General features: G+C 69.7%; 21 protein-coding genes. 10 read left to right on the plus strand and 11 right to left on the minus strand.

What is annotated here, in order from left to right:
• The 5 genes from GM672_RS23680 to GM672_RS23700 all read left to right on the plus strand — a co-directional run.
• Positions 1-352, plus strand: a 352-nt coding sequence (locus GM672_RS23680; protein WP_155472992.1) for a GPW/gp25 family protein, incomplete at its 5' end; no start/stop codon positions are given.
• Between the two features lie 13 nt (positions 353-365).
• Positions 366-2180, plus strand: a complete 1815-nt coding sequence (gene tssF, locus GM672_RS23685) for a type VI secretion system baseplate subunit TssF (protein WP_155472993.1) — start codon at positions 366-368, stop codon at positions 2178-2180.
• A 13-nt stretch (positions 2181-2193) separates the two neighbouring features.
• A complete protein-coding gene (gene tssG, locus GM672_RS23690; RefSeq protein ID WP_170300213.1) occupies positions 2194-3120 on the plus strand; it encodes a type VI secretion system baseplate subunit TssG in 927 nt (308 codons plus the stop codon).
• Between the two features lie 52 nt (positions 3121-3172).
• Positions 3173-4777, plus strand: a complete 1605-nt coding sequence (locus GM672_RS23695) for an NAD(P)/FAD-dependent oxidoreductase (protein WP_155472995.1) — start codon at positions 3173-3175, stop codon at positions 4775-4777.
• A gap of 83 nt (positions 4778-4860) precedes the next feature.
• On the plus strand, positions 4861-5187 hold the full coding sequence (locus GM672_RS23700) for a hypothetical protein (RefSeq protein WP_155472996.1): 327 nt from the start codon (positions 4861-4863) through the stop codon (positions 5185-5187).
• Here GM672_RS23700 and GM672_RS23705 read toward each other — a convergent pair.
• The gene (locus GM672_RS23705; protein WP_155472997.1) at positions 5163-6119 is read right to left on the minus strand and encodes an MBL fold metallo-hydrolase; all 957 of its coding nucleotides are present in this window, start codon (positions 6117-6119) and stop codon (positions 5163-5165) included. The genes GM672_RS23700 and GM672_RS23705 overlap by 25 nt on opposite strands.
• Positions 6120-6197: 78 nt before the next feature.
• Entirely contained in the window at positions 6198-7109 is a 912-nt protein-coding gene (locus GM672_RS23710; RefSeq protein WP_155472998.1) for an alpha/beta fold hydrolase, read from the minus strand.
• Positions 7110-7335: 226 nt separating this feature from the next.
• Here GM672_RS23710 and GM672_RS23715 point away from each other — a divergent pair, with 226 nt between their 5' ends.
• Positions 7336-8046, plus strand: coding sequence for a hypothetical protein (locus tag GM672_RS23715; RefSeq protein ID WP_155472999.1), 711 nt, complete (start codon positions 7336-7338; stop codon positions 8044-8046).
• Between the two features lie 102 nt (positions 8047-8148).
• Positions 8149-8445, plus strand: coding sequence for a hypothetical protein (locus tag GM672_RS23720; protein ID WP_155473000.1), 297 nt, complete (start codon positions 8149-8151; stop codon positions 8443-8445).
• A 72-nt stretch (positions 8446-8517) separates the two neighbouring features.
• Here the strand turns inward: GM672_RS23720 and GM672_RS23725 are convergent, their stop codons facing one another.
• Both GM672_RS23725 and GM672_RS23730 read right to left on the minus strand, forming a co-directional pair.
• Positions 8518-9267, minus strand: a complete 750-nt coding sequence (locus GM672_RS23725) for a lipid-binding SYLF domain-containing protein (RefSeq protein ID WP_155473001.1) — start codon at positions 9265-9267, stop codon at positions 8518-8520.
• A 114-nt stretch (positions 9268-9381) separates the two neighbouring features.
• On the minus strand, positions 9382-9780 hold the full coding sequence (locus tag GM672_RS23730; RefSeq protein WP_155473002.1) for a hemerythrin domain-containing protein: 399 nt from the start codon (positions 9778-9780) through the stop codon (positions 9382-9384).
• Positions 9781-9968: 188 nt separating this feature from the next.
• Here GM672_RS23730 and GM672_RS23735 point away from each other — a divergent pair, with 188 nt between their 5' ends.
• A complete protein-coding gene (locus GM672_RS23735) occupies positions 9969-10805 on the plus strand; it encodes a universal stress protein (RefSeq protein ID WP_155473003.1) in 837 nt (278 codons plus the stop codon).
• A 25-nt stretch (positions 10806-10830) separates the two neighbouring features.
• On the opposite strand, the gene GM672_RS23740 is transcribed toward GM672_RS23735, so the two are convergent.
• The 3 genes from GM672_RS23740 to GM672_RS23750 all read right to left on the minus strand — a co-directional run bounded on the left by GM672_RS23740 (position 10831) and on the right by GM672_RS23750 (position 13180).
• The gene (locus tag GM672_RS23740; protein WP_155473004.1) at positions 10831-11874 is read right to left on the minus strand and encodes a zinc-dependent alcohol dehydrogenase family protein; all 1044 of its coding nucleotides are present in this window, start codon (positions 11872-11874) and stop codon (positions 10831-10833) included.
• An 11-nt stretch (positions 11875-11885) separates the two neighbouring features.
• Entirely contained in the window at positions 11886-12323 is a 438-nt protein-coding gene (locus GM672_RS23745) for an Hsp20/alpha crystallin family protein (protein ID WP_155473005.1), read from the minus strand.
• 74 nt (positions 12324-12397) lie between these two features.
• On the minus strand, positions 12398-13180 hold the full coding sequence (locus tag GM672_RS23750; protein WP_155473006.1) for a helix-turn-helix domain-containing protein: 783 nt from the start codon (positions 13178-13180) through the stop codon (positions 12398-12400).
• A 160-nt stretch (positions 13181-13340) separates the two neighbouring features.
• Here GM672_RS23750 and GM672_RS23755 point away from each other — a divergent pair, with 160 nt between their 5' ends.
• Both GM672_RS23755 and GM672_RS23760 read left to right on the plus strand, forming a co-directional pair.
• Positions 13341-13706 (plus strand): TraR/DksA family transcriptional regulator, encoded by a 366-nt coding sequence (locus tag GM672_RS23755; RefSeq protein WP_155473007.1) that lies wholly within the window; start codon positions 13341-13343, stop codon positions 13704-13706.
• 24 nt (positions 13707-13730) lie between these two features.
• On the plus strand, positions 13731-14573 hold the full coding sequence (locus tag GM672_RS23760) for a universal stress protein (RefSeq protein WP_155473008.1): 843 nt from the start codon (positions 13731-13733) through the stop codon (positions 14571-14573).
• A gap of 78 nt (positions 14574-14651) precedes the next feature.
• Here GM672_RS23760 and GM672_RS23765 read toward each other — a convergent pair whose 3' ends face one another.
• From GM672_RS23765 to GM672_RS23780, 4 genes are all read right to left on the minus strand, one after another.
• A complete protein-coding gene (locus tag GM672_RS23765; protein ID WP_155473009.1) occupies positions 14652-15773 on the minus strand; it encodes a diguanylate cyclase domain-containing protein in 1122 nt (373 codons plus the stop codon).
• A gap of 177 nt (positions 15774-15950) precedes the next feature.
• Positions 15951-16388 carry a carboxypeptidase regulatory-like domain-containing protein gene (locus GM672_RS23770; protein WP_155473010.1) on the minus strand — a complete coding sequence of 146 codons (438 nt, stop codon included), beginning with the start codon at positions 16386-16388 and terminating at the stop codon, positions 15951-15953.
• A 56-nt stretch (positions 16389-16444) separates the two neighbouring features.
• Positions 16445-17575, minus strand: a complete 1131-nt coding sequence (locus GM672_RS23775) for an ABC transporter permease (RefSeq protein ID WP_229427750.1) — start codon at positions 17573-17575, stop codon at positions 16445-16447.
• 1 nt (position 17576) lies between these two features.
• Positions 17577-18730, minus strand: a 1154-nt coding sequence (locus GM672_RS23780; protein ID WP_155473011.1) for an ABC transporter permease, incomplete at its 5' end; no start/stop codon positions are given.

The raw sequence follows: 18730 nt of genomic DNA on the forward strand, positions 1-18730 counted from the left end.
CGGGCTGCGCGCGGCGGTGGGCCGCGAGCTGTCCCGGCTGCTGAACCAGCGGCGCGCCGGCGCGGCGGCCGTGCCGCTGGGCGTGATCGACTACGGCATCCCCGACTGGACCGGCCTGTCCGCCGCCAGCCACGACGACCGCCAGCAGCTGGCGCGCTCGATCGTGCAGGCGGTGCAGGTGTTCGTCAGCCCCCTGCTGGAGCCGCGCGCGGAAGTGTCGCCCCACCCTGCCGACGGCCAGTGCGTGCTGGTGGCCCTGTCCGGCCGGCTGCGGGTCGGCGGCGCGCTGGTGCCGGCGGCCTGGCGCATCGGTCTGGCGAGCAACGGCACCACGGTGATGGCGGTCGACTGACGGCAGACCGGCCATGACCCCGCAAGAGATGCTGCGCGACGACTACGAACGCGAATTGCGCTACCTGCGCGAAGCCGGCGCGGCCTTCGCCCGCAAGCATCCGGCCATCGCGGCGCGGCTGGAACTGTCGGCCGACGAAAGCCCCGATCCCCACGTGGAGCGGCTGCTCGAAGGCTTCGCCTTCCTGGCCGCGCGCCTGCAGCGCAGGATCGACGAAAGCGTGTCGGAAGTGGCGGCGAACCTGCTCGAGCAACTGCACCCGCATGCCGTGCGGCCGCTGCCTTCGGCCTCGATCGCCCGCTTCGACGTGGAACAGGCCAAGGTCGACCTGGCCGGCGGCTACCGGGTCGAGCGCGGCACGCAGCTGTACGCCGCCACGGCGGAAGGCGAAACCGTCTACCTGCGCACCTGCTACCCGGTGACCCTGTGGCCCCTGTCGGTGGCGCGCGTGGATTTGCTGACGGAGCGGCTCGACGCGTTGTCCGACCATCCCGCCATGCGCGGCGTACTCGCCGTGCGGCTGGCCTACCCCGCCGATTTCGATCCGGCCGGCGTGGACCTGGGCCCGCTGCGCTTCCACGTCAGCGGCAACTCGCCGGCCGCGGCAAGCCTGTGCGACCTGTTGTACGGCCACGTCCTCGAAGTGCGCTGGCGCGGGCCGGACCGGCGCAGCCACCCGCTGCCCGGTGCCCTGCCCCGCTTCGTCGGCCTGGCCGACGACGAAGCGCTGCTGCCGGAGCGGCCCGATACCCATTCCGGGCTGCGCCTGCTGCTGGAATACTTCGCCATGCCGCACAAGTTCCAGTTCTTCGAGCAGGCCTGCGCGGGGCTGGGCGGCGGCGCCGCCTGGGAGCCCGGCCAGCCGCGCTGGTGCGAGCTGCTGTTCGTCCTCGACGAGCGCCCCGCCGCCGCGCTGGACCTGGCGCCGGACCTGTTGCAACTGGGCTGCACGCCCGTCATCAACCTGTTCGCCCGCACGTCGGAACCGGTGCGCATCACGGGCACCCGGACCGAATACAAGCTGGTGGCGGACGTCTACCGCGAGCGGGCCACGGAGATCTACAGCATCGAGGAGGTGACGTCGCTGGTGCCGGCCGAACAGGCTCGCACCGTGCCGCCCTGCTTCGGCTGGCACGGCACGGGCGTGCAGGCCGGCCGCGTGTTCTGGCATGCGCGGCGCGGCCCGCCGTTCAAGCCGGCCGCACGCGGCAGCGACATGCTGCTGACCTTCGTGTCGCCGCACTTCGACCCCACCGTGCCGGCAGAGCGCACCCTCGTCGCCAGGCTGCTGTGCACCAACCGCGGCATGGCCGAGTCGCTGTCGCCCGGTACGCCGCTGCACCTGGAAGACATGGGCCCCGTCGCGGCGGTGCGCCTGCTGCACCGCCCCACGCCGCAATCGGACAGCGCGCCCACCGGCGCGGCCCGCTGGAAGCTGGTATCGCAACTGTCGCTGAATCAGCTGTCGCTGGCGGAAGGGCCGCAGGCCCTCGACGCACTGAAGGAACTGCTGGCGCTGAACAACCTGACCGGCAGCGTCGTCGCCGACGGCCAGATCGCCGCGCTGGCCGGCCTGCGCTGCCGGCGCGTGACACGCCATGTCGGCGACGATCCCTGGCTGGGCTACCGCCACGGCTATGCGCTGGCCTTGCGCCTGGCCCCCGGCGGCATGCATGGCAGCAGCGAGCTGCTGTTCGGCGCCCTGCTGCAGCACTTCCTGACCGTGTTCGCCGGGATCAATACCTTCGTCGAGCTGGTACTGGAACATGCCGACGGCAGCTGCGCGCACCGGTGGCAGGCGCAAACCGTGTCGCAACTGCCGCTGTGACGGCAGGGCCGCGATGGACAGCCTGCTCCAGCACCTGCTCGCCGCGCCCGGCGACTTCGATTTCGTGCAGGCCGTCGACGTGCTGGCGCAGCGCGCGCGTCGCGCCGCCGACGCCGGCGACGGTGCGGCCGATGCCGGCATCGCGCTGGCGACGGCCATCGAACTGGGTTTTCGCGCCGCGCCGCTGGAAGGCGCGGCCGCGCTACCCGGCGGCCCGGCACGGCTGACGACGAATTTCCTGGGCCTGGCGGGACCCCACGAACCCCTGCCGGCGGCCTATGTCGACATGGTCCGTGCACAAATGCTGGCGCACGACAGCGGCACGGCCGATTTTCTCGGCATCTTCCAGCACCGCTTGCTGTCGACGGCCTTCCAGGCCGCCAGCGCGGTCCGCAGCGTGGGCGCGTTCACCGAACCGGACGACAGTCCCCTGGCCCCTGCGCTGCGTGCGCTGATGGGCGTGACGGGCGAGATGGCAGGCGGCGACCTGCCACCCGCGTTGCTGGGCGCCGCCCCCATCGCCGCCCAGCAGCGCCGCTCGCTGGACGGCCTGTGCGCGCTGCTGCGCCAGCAGTTCGGCGTGCCCGTGACGGGCCGCAAGTGGGCGGGCCGGTGGGTCAACCTGCCGCCCGCGCTGCAAACGACGCTGGGACGCCTGGGCAGCAACGATATGCTGGGCGATGGCGCCGTGCTGGGCCGGCGTGCCTGGGACTGGGGCGGCGGCGTCGGCATCACCATCGGGCCCGTGCCGCCGGCCGAACAGCAGGCCCTGCTGCCGGAGGGAACCTGGCATGCGCCGCTGGCGGCCCTGTGCGACTGGTACCTGGGACCCGGTGTCGTCTGCGAGGTCGGATTCGCCACGGACGGCGCCGCGCCGGACCTGCAGCTGGGTGAAACGGCGTTGGGCCAGGCACGCTTTTGCCTGCCCGCTGGCACGTGACGGCCGCCTGGCGGCCGGCTTCTTGAGCAGTCTTCGCATCGCGGGAGGTCATATGGGCGGCACAGTGGTCATCGGCACCGGCATTTCCGCGACGGCGTACCTGGCCTCGCTTTCGCATCGGCTGGAGGTCAGCAAGATCCTCGGCCAGCAGGACTTGTGGCATCGCTTGTCGCCCGACCATGCGATGGGACAGCCGGCGCATCTGTTGACGGGCAACGTGGTTCCGCCGCCCCAGAACAGCAATCTGCCTGGCGAGAACGCAGCGTTCATGCTGGCCGGCGCGTTTGCACGCTTCCTCGATGGACAGCTGACGAACTACGGCGGAGTACGCATTGCCGACAGCGTGGTCGACAGGATCACGCGCCAGGCCAAGAATGGGTATATCGTCAAATACATCGTGCACGGCCAGCGTGGCGAGGTCACGTGCGACCGCGTCGTCATCGCCACGGGGCCGGGACCGTCGCGCCCCCTGATGGTCGAGGACAGCGGCAAGCTGGGCGTGGACGTGTCCAACGCCTCGAAGCTGATCGTCAAGGGCGTGGATTTCCTCGAGGAAGGTTGGCAATATCCGGACGGCGGCCATTGCCAGGGAAAGCACGTGGCGGTCTACGGCGGCTCGGCCACGGCGGCATGGGTCGTCGAGATGGCATACCTGCGCCAGATGGTCGTGGCCAGCTGGTTTACGCGCCCGGGCGATGGCGCGGACAAATGGAATGGGGAGAAGCGCTTCGCCCAGGCGTTCCCGCCCGGCGGCCGCAATATCGAAGTCGGGAAACGCTCGTCGGGGGTCCGCCGGGTCCGTCAGCTCGTCGGCGTGACGGAGCAATCCGGCAGGCTCGTCCTGGAGTTCCAGGACGAGGGCGGCCGGTGTACCGAAGCGGTCGACCTGCTGGTCTATGCCTTGGGCGCCGGCCATACCGAGCATGCCGGCGTGAGCGCCATGCTCGACGAGTCGATCAAGAAAGCGCTGGTGCCCTACTATGACCGCAATTTTGCCATCAGTACGGCCCCGGCCATACTGGCCGTGGGCACCAGCGACGGCAGCCTGATGATCGTGGGGTCCGCCATGTCGTCGACGGCCGGCTTCAATTTCGGCGACCAGGTCGTGCCGGGATACAAGGAGGACCTGATGGTGAAACTGGCCAACTACAGTTCGATCAGCAAGTCCCTGCCGCCGGCCGCCGCACCGCCCGAAGGCATCGCCCTGGTGATGGCGAGCATCGAGGCGCTCAATCACACGCTGCCCGCCACGGGCACCGAGTTCGCCAGTTACCGTGGCAAGGACGGGCCGGGCATGCATGCGACCAAGGCCGCCTGGACCATCAATTTCAATACCAGCAACCGCACCCAGATCGCAGCCTACCTGACCGCGGCGTGCGGGCTGCCGCCTGCGACGGTCAACCTCGCTGCCGCGCTGATTGTCCGGGTTCGCTCGCAAGCGAACTATGTTCGCGGCCTGACGGACAAGCAAGTGCAGGCGCTGATTCGTCTGGCAGTGGCAAGCGCCGCCGCCACGGGTGACGATCTACGCGATCGCCAGTATTCCCAGGACGATTTCATCAATCGCTGGATCGATCGGCTGTTTTCGCACGCCGGTACGATCTCTCTGCTGGAAAAGGACGCTATCCACGTACCTCCCGCCCTGGCCAGGATGTAAGGCCGTGCCCGCGCCAAGGCCGGCGCCATGTCCTGCCCGGCTGTAATACGCTGCGGGCACGACAAGCCAATACGAGGAGCAGCATGAGCACACAATGGGATTACGAATCGATCACGGCCAGCGCGCTGCAAACCATCACGGACATCGCCAACGACGCCCGCCAGGCCGACGGCGCCCAGGCCGAACCGCGCTGGGCCATGGCGTATGGCGTCATGCGCGGCTGGTGCGAGCTGGTAGGCGAGGCGGCGCGGGCCGAGGACCGCGCCATGATGGAACAGCTGTTCGAAGGCATGCCGCTGGGTCCGGGCGAAGCCGACGCGCAGGCCGGCTGGCATTTCAGTTCCGTGCTGGTACTTCCCGTGCCGAGCGAGGCCCGGGGCAGCGCTCAGGGCTTCGGTCCCGCCGTGTAGGGCACCGGCAGCCAGTCATAGGCCTTGCCGTCGGCCAGCACGTAGCCGATGCCGGGGAACGGGATATGGGCCGCCGCCACCAGGTAGCCACGCTTCGCCGCGTCGGCAAAAGCGGCCTTGCGTTGCCGCGCCGCGGCCGGCGAATCGATGTCGAAGCGGATCGTCACGCCGGGCACGGCGAACTGCACGTCCTTCACGTGCAGCAGGTCGCCCCAGAACTGCAGCTCCTTGCCGCCGCTCTTCAAGCGGTACACCGTATGACCCGGCGTGTGGCCGATGGCATTTTGCGCGTACAGCCCGGGCAGCAGCTCGCTGTCGCCGGCGAACTTGCGCAACTTGCCGGCCGCGATATAGGGCGCGAACTGGCGCGCCGCCTCGTCGAAGTTCGGCCGCTGGCTTTCGGCCGCGCGTGGCTTGTTGGCGGGATCGAGCCAGAACTCCGCTTCCTGCCGGTTGACGTGGATGACGGCATTCGGAAACAGCATCTTGCCCCCGGCAGCCAGGCCGCCCGAGTGGTCGCCGTGGATATGCGTCACCAGCACGGCGTCGATGTCCTCGGCGCGGTAGCCGGCGGCGCGGATGGCGGCCTGCAGGCGTCCACCGGCATCGCCGAACAGCGCGCCCGCGCCCGTATCGACCAGCACCAGGTGGGTGCCCGTGTTGACGAGGAAGGCGTTGATCGACGTCTCGACCTTCGGCGCCAGGTGGGCCCGCGCCAGCAGGTGCTCGAGCTGCTGCGGTGTCGTATCCGTCAGCAGCTGGTCCAGCGGCAAGGTCACGGTGCCGTCCGACAGGGCCGTCACTTCGGCCGCGCCGACCTGCAGGCGGTAGAACCCGGGGGCCTGCGTGTGCACCATCGGCGCCGCCGCCTGCAGGGCGCCGCAGGCGCCCAGGGCAAGGATGGGAAGGAGAAACTTGGGCGTTAACGTCATGGGAATCGTCCTGAAAGTGACGCGCCGGATGCGCGTCGTCGTGCCGCCATGATGAAATATCCGGCGCGAAGGATCAAGTCAATGGGCCGCCGTGGCCTGGCGATCGAGGAATTGCTGGCACAGGGGCGCGACCTGCGCTGGCGCTTCGACCATCGGCACATGGCCAACGCCGGGCAGCACCACCTTGCTGCTGTGGCGGATACGGGCGCGCAGCAGCTCCGCGTCGTCCACGTGCAGCACGCGGTCTTCGGCGCCCCAGATGACCAGCGTGTCGGCCAGCACCCGGTCCAGCACGGGGGTCTGGTCCAGGTCCCCGTAAATCTCCCGTTCGATGCGCGCGTTCAGTTCCCGGCGGGCCCGGTAGCGCCGGGCCAGCGCGCCCACCAGGAAGCGGGGAATATGGGGTGGCGCTTCCATGCCGATGCGCAGCATGGCGCGGTAAGCGGCGGCATCGTCCACGTCGACCATCGGATTGCCGCCGCCGCCCCCGTATCGGGTCTTGAGCCAGCCTGGCCGCGCTTCGGCGCCGGCCGAGGCAATGAGGATCAGGGAGCCGACCTGCGCCGGATGGGCGGCCGCGACGCGCAGGGCGATGGCGCCGCCCATCGAATTGCCGACCAGGTGGGCACGCCGAATGCCCAGCGCGTCGAGAAAGGCGAGCAGGCGTCCGGCCTGGGCGGCGATGTCGAAGCGCATGTCCGGACTGGCGGGGCTGTCGCCATGGCCCGGCAGGTCGGGTATCAACAGGGGCCAGGGCGAGCGCAGGCGCGCCGCCAGCCGCACCCAGGCCGACTTGTCGCTGGCGGCGCCATGCAGCATGACGACGGCGTCGCCGCACGGGGCGGCACTGCCGGGCCGGTGAAAATAGGCGACCGGCCCGGACGGCAGCGCGATCGTGCCCGACTCGAGCCTGGCCTGCTTGCGTTCGGCCGTCATGGCGGCATCGAGCAGTCTGTCGGCGAGGCCCTGCAGGGTGGCTCGAAAAGTCATGCGGTGTGCTCCTGGAAAATGGCGGACAAGAACCGGTGCCGCATCGCGCCGTACGGCGTCGTGCGGCGATGGACCCGGCAAGCCTGCTCCCCCAAGCGTCCGTGATACCAAAAGGCAGGCATATACTGACACCGCCAGTATAGCCCGTCCATACTGCGGGACCGGGAGGACTGCGTTTGCCCGCTTGCACTACAATGACGCTCCGCCGCCCCGACCGAGAAACCCCATGAGCACCACCGACCTGCCCTTTCGCGCCACCGTCACCGAAACCTGCGCCTGGCTGGCGCTCCAGACGGGTACGCCCTGGGCCCTGCCGGACCTGCTGCGGCACGGCCTGACCCCGTATGTCTGGCTCGATTACGACGCCGCCTTTCCCGAGCTGTTCGGCGACGCCAATGGCGGCTACGCCGCGCCGATCTTCTTCGAGGGCGATATCGCCCGGCTGGCGGCGGGCAGCGAGGATGTGTTGATGACGATGACGAAGGACGCCTACAAGATCGTCGCCCGCCTGCCCGAAGGGGGCTTCCGGCGCCCGCTGGCCGACCTGCGCTTCCAGAAGAAGGACATCGAAAAGCTGGCGGGCAAGTTGAAACACGAGGCCGCCGCGCCGCCGCCGGCCAGGGCGGCCGCGAAGGAGTCGCAGGAAGGCATCGGCAAGGCCGACGTGCTGGCCGCATTCGCATCCATCGTGCGGCTGGACCTGGACAAGGCGCTGGATGACGCCATCGGCATCTTTGGCGACGACGGCGCACGCGTCAAGGCCAGCGCGAAGAAATCGAAGCGCAACGCCCTGTGGAATCCCGTGACCCTGGCGCTTGGTTTGCACGACGTGTACCGTGCGCCGCTGGGGCCGTTGAAACGCGCCTTCAAGACGCATGACTTCCTGCTGGCATGGGTGGATGACTGGGAACGCTCGCTGCTGTTGCTGGGGAAGTAGGCCGCCCCCGATACCGTGCAATTTGACCGAAGTCACGGATCGCCAGGCGGATGCGGACCTATAGTGGCAGCGTCACGCCATCACCTGCCGGGGAGAGTCGCCATGCACATCCGAGCCACCCACATCCATTTTCAAACCGCTGCCGCGCTGCTGGCGCTGGCGCTGCTGGGCGGCTGCGCCCCATCTCCGCATGCGGGCCCCGGCCATGGCCTGGCCGGCGCCCATGGAGCGGGCATGAAGGCCGCCGGGGAAGACCCGGAACGGATGTGCGCCATGCACCGGGCAATGCAGGCAATGTCACCCGAACAGCGGGAATCGGCGATGGCCGGACACGGCAAGTCGATGTCGCCGCAAGCGCGCCAGCAGCATATGGAGGCGATGCGGCGCAAATGCGAGTAAGCCGCCCGGCGCGGGGGCACCGGGCGGCCAGCCGCCTTGCCGCCCGCGCTGCCTGTCACGTGGAACGGTCGATTACTGCGCGGCGCGGCCGCCGACATTGGCCAGTTCCCGGATCAGCGGCTCGGCCTGCGCATTGGCCGCCGCGCCGCCGATCACGTCGCTGACCGCCAGCGTGCGACGGTAATAGGCGTTGGTCAGGTTCTGGTTGTAGCGCACGTCGTTGATTTCCACGGTGGCGAGGTCGCCGAACAATCCCTTCGTGCCGGACCAGGCGACGACGTCGCCCGTACCGGCCGAGCCCTGCGCCATGCGGCTCCAGTTGATGACCGTCAGGCCCGCCTTGGCATTGAGCGAGAAGTTGTTCTTCTTGACGAACTCGTTGACGGCCTTGTCGTTCATCAGCAGCAGCGCCAGCGAGCCGCCCTGCGCACCGGCCTGCAGCCCGATGCTCAGGCCCCCCATATTGTAGAAGGCGGGACTGCTCCACTCGCCACCGGCCCGGCGCACCACGAGGATGCCGGTACCGCCGCTGGCGCCCACGGCCAGCGCCGCCCTGCCGTAGTTCGGCACGATGAACACTCCCTTGCACTGCTGCAGCAGGGTACGCATGCGCGGCTCGGCGTCGAGGGCGCGCACCACGGCCACGGCATCGGTCACATGCCGGCTGGCCGTCGCTTCCTGCCGCTCGGCACGCGTGCTGGTGTTGTCGCCGGACGCCGTATCGGCGCGTGGCGTGGCCTGGCCCGCGGCCGTGGCTGCCCCCAGGCCCAGAACGGCGGCAGCCGCCGCGATCGTCATGACGGTTCGATGCAATGCACTCATGTCGTTCTCCTTGTTTTGCGGATCGGGAGACGATGCTAGCGCCGGCGCGCCGGCGCTGACTATGTTTCAGATCAAATGTGCTTTCCCTGCCGGCCGGTCGGCGACGCCGGACCGTCACCTCCGGGCCGCGCGGGCCAGGTCGGTGGCCACGGCCAGCGCCAGGTCCAGCGTGCCGATATGTATGGTGAGCCAGTCGAGCAGCAAGACGATGGCGTGCCGGGCCGGCTTGTCCTTGCCCTCGGCAAGCATGGCGGCGGCGTGGTGCAGGCCGGACAGTGCCCGCGCGTGCTGCTCGCGGTGGCACGCCAGGCCGGGAAAGTCCATCTCTTCCATCAGGTCCTCTTCCTCCCGGAAATCGCGCTCCAGCATGGCCACGGCGGCGTGGAAGGCAGGGGCGAACGCGGGCGTCGGCAGCGCGGCGATGCGCCGCCATTCGGCGAACAGGGCCCGGTGGGCCATGTCCAGCGCCGCATCGCCCGTGAGCGGGAAGCCGGCCGGATCGGTAGTGGTCATGGGACTCTCCGTGCTCGGGTCCGCGCGCCGCGTACCGACACGGCGCCTGTCCCCGGACATCACTCTAGTCGTGGCACTCGCGGCCGTCACGGCGAAGTCGCGTGCATTTTTGATCGAGATCAAATCGGTCGTCCAATGGCCACGATGTACGCCCTACACTGGATTCTCGTCAACGCAAGGAGGGGATCATGTATAAAACCATCGTGGTGCATGTCGACAACAGCCCCCAGCTGCCATCGCGCCTGGCGGTGGCGGCCGCGCTGGCGTCGGCGCACGGCGGCCACCTGGTCGGCAGTGCCGTCACGGGCATCACCCAGTTCGATTTCATCGCCTTCGGCGGCGCGCCCGTGATGACGCTGCCCGACGCCGACTTCGACCTGCTGCGGCGCAATGCCAACGACCAGCTGCTGCGCTTCGCCACCGCCGTCGGCCGGCTCGGCGTGGCGTCGTGGGAACAGCGCATGATCGAGGACGACGCAGCCAATGCGCTGGTGCTCGAGTCGCGCTACGCCGACCTGCTGGTGCTGAGCGCCGGCACGCCGGCCGGTTCGCGCCTGCGCCTGGTAACGGACCTGCCGGAATATGTCGCGCTGCACGGCACCCGCCCCGTGCTGGTGGTGCCGGAGGATCATCGCGACGATAACCTGGCCGGCACCGTCGTCATCGGCTGGGATGCCAGCATGGAGGCCACGCGCGCCGTGGCCGGCGCCCTGCCGCTGCTGCAGCAGGCCAGGTCGGTACTGGTCGCCGTGATCAACCCGGAACCGTCGAACCCGCGCCATGGCGAACAGCCCGGTGCGGACCTCGCCACCTACCTGGCCCGGCACGGCGTGCCCGTGGAGGTGGTGCCCGAACGGAGCGACGCCAGCATCGCGGCCACCCTGGTGGGGCTGGCGCGCGACGTCGGCGCCAATTTGCTGGTGACGGGCGTGTACGGCCACAGCCGCTATCGCGAATGGTTCGCCGGCGGTGTCAGCCGCGACCTGCTGAAACAGGTCAGTGTGCCCCTGCTGCTGGCACACTGACCTGGGCCGCACGGCGCGGCCGCCATCACGGTTCCGACACCTCGACGATCACTTTCAAGGCATGGGTGTCGGCCGCGTGGCCGAATGCCTCGTAGGCCTGCTCGATCCGGGCCAGCGGAAAACGGTGGGTCACCAAGCGCCGGGCGTCGAGCTGGCCGCCTTGCACGGCCCGCAGCAGTTGCGGGATGGTCTCCGTATCGACCAGCCGCGTCGTGATGGTGATGTTATGCGACCACAGCCTCTCCAGGTGCAGGTCGCATTTCTCGCCGTGCACGCCGATATTGGCGATGGTTCCGCCCGGCGCCACCAGCTCCTGGCACAGCTCGAACGCGGCCGGCACCCCCACGGCTTCGATCACGGTATCGTAGCCGCGCCCCGCGGTCAGCGCCATGGCCCGCCCGGCCACGTCGCCGCCGCCCACGATGGCGGCCGTGGCGCCGAACTCCCGCGCCACGGCCAGGCGGCTTTCATCGAAGTCGATGACCGTGATGGCGGCGGGCGAATAGAAGCGGGCCGTCAGCAGCGTGGCCAGGCCAATGGGCCCGGCACCGACGATGGCCACGCTCGCACCGGGCGCGATCCTGCCGTTCAAGACACCGCATTCGAAGCCGGTCGGCAGGATATCGCTCAGCATGACCAGCGCTTCCTCGTCCGCGCCGGGCGGGATGCGGTGCAGGCTGGTCTCGGCATGGGGAATGCGCACATGGCCGGCCTGGGTGCCGTCGATGCGGTGCCCCAGCAGCCAGCCGCCGTCCAGGCAATGCGAGTACATCGCCTTGCGGCAGTATTCGCAGCGCCCGCACGACGTGATGCACGAGATCAGCACATGGTCGCCCGGCTGCAGGCACGCCACGGCAGCTCCGGTTTCCTCGACGACGCCGACACCCTCGTGACCGAGGATCGTCCCGGGTGCGCAGTCCGGCACGTCGCCCTTGAGGATATGCAGGTCCGTGCCGCAGATCGTCGTGCGCGTGACGCGCACGACCGCATCGCCCGGGTGGACGATGGCGGGCCGGGGGCGGTCCTCCAGTGTCTTGCGGCCGGGGCCGCCATAAACAAGTGCCTGCATGACGGGCTCCGTCACGCGATCTGCAGCTTGCGTCCGCCACCCGGCGTCTTTTTCGGCAACGTCAGCTGCAGCACTCCGTTATCGTATCTGGCGGCAGCGGCGGCGTCGTCGATGGCATGGGCCAGCGTGAAGCTGCGGTACTGCTGACCCACGTAGCGCTCGCTGCGGACCACCTTGTCACCGTCCTTCTGCTCGCTGTCCTTGCGCACTTCGGCCGTGATCGTGACTTGATTGCCGTCGACGTCGACCTTGATATCCTCCTTCTTCACGCCAGGCACGTCGGCCGTCACCGTATAGGCCGTGTCGTTCTCCGACACATCAAGCCGCATGGTCGGCGCCTCGCCGTCGCCGGGCAGGCGGCGCATGTCGCGCCACAGGTCCTCGAAGTCACGCAACGGCGCAAAGCTCGCCAGGCTGGCGAACGGGTCGTAGCGGGTCAGGTTTGCCATGATGTTCTCCTTCGAATGTGCCGATGTGAATTTTGCGGCCGTCCGCCATCGGCGGTCGCGGCTCGGCCGCCTCGTCAGGCCGCGTGGGCCCGCGCCGAGTCGGAATCGATCGGGAGGGCCGGCTGCAACCCGGCCGCCAGCGCCAGCAGCGCGTCGCGGTCGGTCAGCTCGATGGCCCGCTTATCCAGCCTGATCCAGCCATTGCGGCGGAAGCGGGCCAGCTGGCGGCTGATGCACTCGAGCGTCAACCCCAGGTAGCCGGCGATATCGTCGCGCGACATGCGCAGCAGGAAGCTGCGCGCCGAATAGCCGCGCATTGCATAGCGTTCGCCCAGGTCGAGCAGGAAACTGGCCAGACGCTGGTCCGCCCGCATATTGCCGAGGAAAATCATAACGGCCTGCTCGCGCAGGATTTCCCGGCCCAGCATCTGGTGGAAGTGCGCCAGGAGTCCGGGCATGCGCGGCATCAGCTCCAGCAGCCGGGCGTAGGGAATCTCGCATACCTCGCTGTCCTCCAGCGCGACGGCCGTGCTGCCATGCAGCCCCGTGCCCAGTGCATCCATGCCCAGCAGTTCACCGGCCATCTGGAAGCCCGTCAGGTGCTGGCCGCCGCGCCGGTCCGCCTGCAGGCTCTTGAAATGTCCCAGCCGGATGGCATACAGGGTGCCGCCCCGGTCGCCCATGCGATACAGCACGTCCTCGCGCAGCACGCGGCGGCGCCGTGCAACGAGCTGCTCGATCCGAGCCAGGTCGTCGGCCGACAGGCTGTCGGGCAGGCAGGGCGAGCGCAACGGGCACAGGGCGCAACGGCTCGCTGCCGGACGGAGGGGAAATTCAACACGGCGCATGGTCTGCATGGCGGGCCTCGCTGGAAGCAGGTTGGGGGAATCGGGTCCGTGTCCGGGCACCCCGATCATCGGCAGCTTTTTGACCTGGGTCAAATTCCCATGGTGACGGCGCCGCCAGGGCGCCGTACATTGGCGTCGTGTCCCCGCCTACCATTTCAGGAGTGCCGCGATGAATGCCCCGACCGCCGACGAGTTGCAGCGCCTGCACGACGACCTTCTCGCCACCCGGGCGCGCCTGGCCGGCAGCTTGCGCCGGCAGTTGCACGAGAACGGCGCGCAACCGGCTCCGCACCTGCACGACTATCTTGCCGACCAGCTCGACCCGGCCGAGGCCAGCGAGGAGTTCGCCGATGAGCTGGCCTGGCTGGGCCATGAAGCGGCCGCCCTGCGCCGGACCGACGCGGCGCTGCGCCGTATGGCCGAGGGCCGGTACGGCAGCTGCACGACGTGCGGTGCGGCCATCGCCGTCGAGCGGCTGCTGGCGATGCCGTCGGCCGAGCGCTGCCTGGCCTGCCAGGCCGCAGCCGAGGGTTGAAATCCATCCACCGAGGAATGCATCATGTACAAGACCATCGTTCTCTACGTTGCCGACAACGACCAGTTCGCGTTGCGGATGCGCCTGGCCACGGGGCTGGCGGAGCGGCACGGCGCGCACCTGGTGGGCTGTGCCGCCACGGGCCTGGCGCCGGCCGACTACGCGATGCTGGCGGCGTCGCCCTTCGGCGCGATGCCGTTGGCCGACCATGCCGCCCTGCATGACGACGCGGCCGCCGCGCTGGAGCGCTTCACCGTCGATGCGCGGCGCCGCGGCGTGGCGTCGTTCGAGACGCGCCTCGTTACTGGGCACGCCGCCGAAGTCGTGCTGGCCCAGTCGACCTATGCCGATCTCGTGATCGTAGGGCAGGATAACGGCACCGCCGTGCTGACGGGCTTTGCCGTCCCGGACTACGTGGCCCTGCATGGCGCATGCCCCGTATTGATGGTGCCGGACGGTTGCCGCGCCGACAGCGTGGGCCGCCGCATCCTCATCGGTTGGAATGCTTCGCTGGAGGCACGGCGCGCCGTGCAGGCCGCGCTGCCGCTGCTGCGCGACGCCGCGCACGTGCATGCAGCCGTGATCGACCGGCCGTCGCCATGGCTGCACGGCGACGACCCCACGGACCGGGACCCCGGGGCGGCGCTGGCGGCCTGGCTGGGCCGCCTGGGCGTGCCTGTCCAGATAGTGACCGATCCTGATGCGCACCACGCGGGCGACGCGCTGCTGCGCATCGCCCGGGACGTCGACGCCGACCTGGTCGTCGCCGGCGCCTATGGCCACAGCCGCTTCCGCGAACTGGTTGCCGGCGGCGCCACCCGCACCTTGCTGGACAACGCCGAGACCTGCGTGCTGCTGACGCACTGATGCCCGTGCGAGCCCGTCCTGCGGCGCGTGGATGCTCATGGGTTCTCCTCCTTCACGTCCGCGTTCAACGTTCGACAATCAACATGGCCCCGCGCCGCCGCCCGCCGCGACGCGGTGGCGGCCGAGCCGCTTGGCCCGGTACATCGCCCTGTCGCTGCCGCGCAGCAGGGCCTCGCCGTCCAGGCCGTCACGGGGATAGCAGGCCAGTCCGATCGATGCGTCCACCACCACGCTGGTGCCCGGCAATGCCACCGGCTCCTTCAGCGCCGCCAGTGCCCGCCGCATGATGTCGTGGGCCTCGGCCTCGTCCACCAGTCCCTTCAGCACGATGACGAACTCGTCGCCCCCCGTGCGCACGACGGTATCGCAGGCGCGCACGGCGGCCGTCAGCCGCTGCGCCACGGCCACCAGCACGGCATCGCCGGCGTCGTGGCCGCGTTCGTCGTTGACGGCCTTGAACGCATCGAGGTCGATGCTGCACACGGCCGCTGTGCCGCCGACGACGGCGGCCTCGCGGACGGCCGCATCCAGGCGCTCGTGCAGCAGCCGCCGGTTGGCCACGCCCGTCAACGGGTCGAAATAGGCCAGCCGCTCGACTTCATCCTGCCGCCGGCGCAGGTCGGTAATGTCGGCGAACAGGGCCACATAATGGTCCAGGGAGCCGTCCGCGGCCGGCACGGTGCTGATCGTCAACAACGCCGCGAACAGGCTGCCATCGCGCCGCCGGTCCCATATTTGACCGCGCCAGTGCCCGTCGGTTCGCAGGCCCTGCCACATCGCCGCATAGAACTGCGCGTCCTGCCGGCCAGAATGCAGGATGGCGGGGCTGGCACCGACCAGTTCTGCCCGCGTATAGCCACTCATGCGCTGGAACGCCCGGTTCGCTTCCAGGATGCGCAGCCCGGCCGAGACGATCAGGATGCCTTCGGCGGTGGCCTCGAACACGCTTGCCGCCAGGCGCAGTTGCGCGTTTGCCCTTGCCTGTTCCGCTTGCATGCCTGCAAAACGTTCGGCCAGTACGGCCAGTTCGCGGGGCCAGGCGTGCCCGGCACCGATGGGCGGCGCAGGGTCGCCGGCGCCATCCACGCTGGCCGCCAGGCGCCGCAGCGGTAGCAGCGTATTGCGCCACAGCACCCAGGCCAGACCGCCGCTGGTCAGCGCCCCGCCCCCCCATACAGCAACGCCAGCAAGGTGCAACACACCAGCAGCCCGGGCAACACCATCTGCAGCCACGCAGGCCCGCTGCCGCCGTGGCGCCCCGCCTGCCCGCCCGTGTGCGTTGCAAGATTGAACATACGCAAACGTTAGCGGGGATTGCTCTTTAAAAGTTTGATCCAGGTCAAAAAGTCCTTTGTCGCCTGCGACGTGGCGCCTCCGTCACGCACGCTCAGTGTCCGTGCCCGGCCAGTACAGCACCAGCTCACGGGCCCCGCCGGGGCGCCCCACCGTCACGCGGCGGCGCTGCTCGACACCGTCCACCACCGCGGTGATGGTATAGCTGCCGGGCGGCAACTTCACGTAGACGTGCGGGCCGCAGTCATCCAGCGTCATGACCGGCCCGCGCCGGCCGTCCGTGATCGCCAGCGCCACGTTGGCCAGCAAGGCGCCGCTGCCGCGCGTGGCGAAGGTCAGGCGCAGGTTGTACTGGTCGCGCATGGCCTCGAGCGCCTCCCGCTCCTCCTGGCCGATGCCGCCCGTGGCGTACGGTACCTGGCCGGCCGTGCCGGTCAGCGGCCGCTCCTGCGTCGCGCCAGTGCCGGCGCCGCACAGCAGCGCCAGCAGCACTGCCATCCGTCCTGTTGCGAATGCCTTCATGTTTGCCTCCCGTGATTGAACGATTCATCTCCCGGCGGCGGCCGCCGCCGGCCCTCTTAAATCCGCCCGTCGTCGCCGATGCCGCGCGAAAAGCGCAGCAGGGCCAACGCGAACAATGCAGCGCCGATCAGCGCGCTCGCCAGCAACGGGCGCCACACCAGGTCGAGGCCGGCACCGCGAAACAGGACAGCCTGCGCCAGCTCGACGTAGTGCGTCGTCGGCGCCAGCAGCATGGCCTCGCGCACGCCGCCGGGAATGCTTTCGCGCGGCGTGTTGGCGCCCGACAGCATCTGCAGCGGCAGCAGCACGAGCACGACGAGCAGGCCGAACTGCGGCATCGAGCGCGCCACGGTTGCCATCAGCACGCCCAGCGACGTCGTGGCGAACAGGTGCAGCGCCGTGCCGCCCAGGAACAGTGCGGCCGATCCGGCCAGCGGGATACCCAGCGCGCCGCGCACGATGAAGGCCAGCGACAGCAGCGTGGCGGCCAGTACCACGAGGCTGCTGGCAACGACCTTGGCCAGCAGGATCTCGGCCGGCGTGACGGGCATTGCCAGCAGGTGCTCGACGGTGCCGTGCTCGCGCTCGCGGATCAGCGCCGCGCCGGCCAGCACGACGGCCAGCATCGTCACGTTGTTGGCCAGTTCCATCACGCCGCCGAACCAGCGGTGGCTGAGTTCCGGGTTGAAGCGGGTGCGCAGCGCCAGTTCCACGGCCGGCCGCGCCTCGCGCCGCACGCCCAGCACGAATCCGGCCACTTCCGTGTCGACGATCTGCGCGATGTAGGCGCTGCCCGTGAAGGCCTGGCCCACCCGTGTGGCATCGACATTGAGCTGCAGCGCCGGACGGCGGCCGGCCAGCAAGCGGCGCTGGAAGCCGGCCGGGATCACCAGCACGAAGGTTTGCCGCCCGGCGTCGAGCGTCGGGTCGATGGCCGACGCGGGCAACAGGGGCGGCGGCGCGAACTGGGGCGGCGCGAAGGCCGCCCGCAGTCGCAGCGACAACGGCGACTGGTCCTCGTCGACGATGGCCAGCGAAGCACGCGCCAGCGTGTCCGGCTGCGCCGTGGCCGCCACGTAGACGGCGGCGGAGAACGACCACAGCACCAGAACCAGCATGACGGGGTCGCGCCACAGGCTCCGCAGCTCCTTGCCGCCCAGGCGCAGGATGCGCACGAACGCGTCCACGTCAGCGCTCCTGCTTCGGCACCAGCGCGATGGCCGCCGCGAGCACCAGCGGCGCCGCCACGGCCAGGGCCAGGAAATCGGCGCGCAGGTCGGCCATGCCGAGCGCCTTGCTGAAGATGCCGCGGCTGATGGTGAGCATGTGCGAGGCGGGAAAGGCCTCGCCGATCGCCCTGCCCGCGCCCTGCAGCGACGTGACGGGATTGATCATGCCGCCGAACTGGATGGTGGGCACGATGGTGCCGATCATGGCCAGGAAGATGGCCGCGATCTGGCTGCGCACGAAGGCCGACACCAGCAGTCCGATGGCCGTCGAGGTGCAGCAGTACAGCAAGGTGGCGCCAGCCAGCGCCGGCAGGCTGCCCGTCACGGGAACACGAAACAGCAGCACCGCCATCAATACCATCAGCACGAAGTTCACCATCGCCAGCAGTACGTAGGGCAGCTGCTTGCCGAGCACGAACTCGGCCCGCCGCACGGGCGTCACATACAGGTTGACGATCGAGCCCATCTCCTTTTCGCGCACGACGGCCAGCGCCGTCAGCATGGCCGGGAGCATCATCAGGAGGACGGGGATCATGGCCGGCACCATGGCAGGCAGGCTGCGCACGTCCGGGTTGTAGCGGAACCGGGTTTCCACCGCCACGCCCGCCGTGCCCGCCATCGCGCCGGGCGGCACCTGCCCGGCCGGCCACTGGGCGTGCATGCCCTGCGCATACGCCAGCACGGTTTCGGCCCGCAGCGGCATGGCGCCGTCGACCCAGGCGCCGATGCGCGCGGGGCCGCCGCGCGCGACGTCGCGGGCAAAACCTGACGGCAGTTCCAGCGCCAGGGCCAGCTCGCCCGAGCGCAGGCGCCGTTCCATGTCGGCCTCGTCCACCGGTGCCGGCTGCAGGACAAAGTAGTGCGAACCGGCCAGGTTGCGCACGTAGTCGCGGCTCAGTGCCGTATCGTCGCGGTCGAGCGCGGCGAAGCGCAGGCTCTCGACATCCATGTTGATGCCCACGCCGATGACGGCCATCAGGATCAGCGGCCCGGCCAGGGCCAGGGTCAGGCGCACCGCGTCGCGCCGCAGTTCGAGCGCCTCGCGCCACATCCACGCGAAGGTCCGTGCCGGTGCGCCCGCCTGCCGGCCGCCTGCCGGCCCGGGGCGCAAGG

Origin of the sequence: Pseudoduganella buxea, from assembly GCF_009720835.1 — a bacterium.
GTDB classification, from domain to species: Bacteria; Pseudomonadota; Gammaproteobacteria; order Burkholderiales; family Burkholderiaceae_D; genus Rugamonas; species Rugamonas buxea.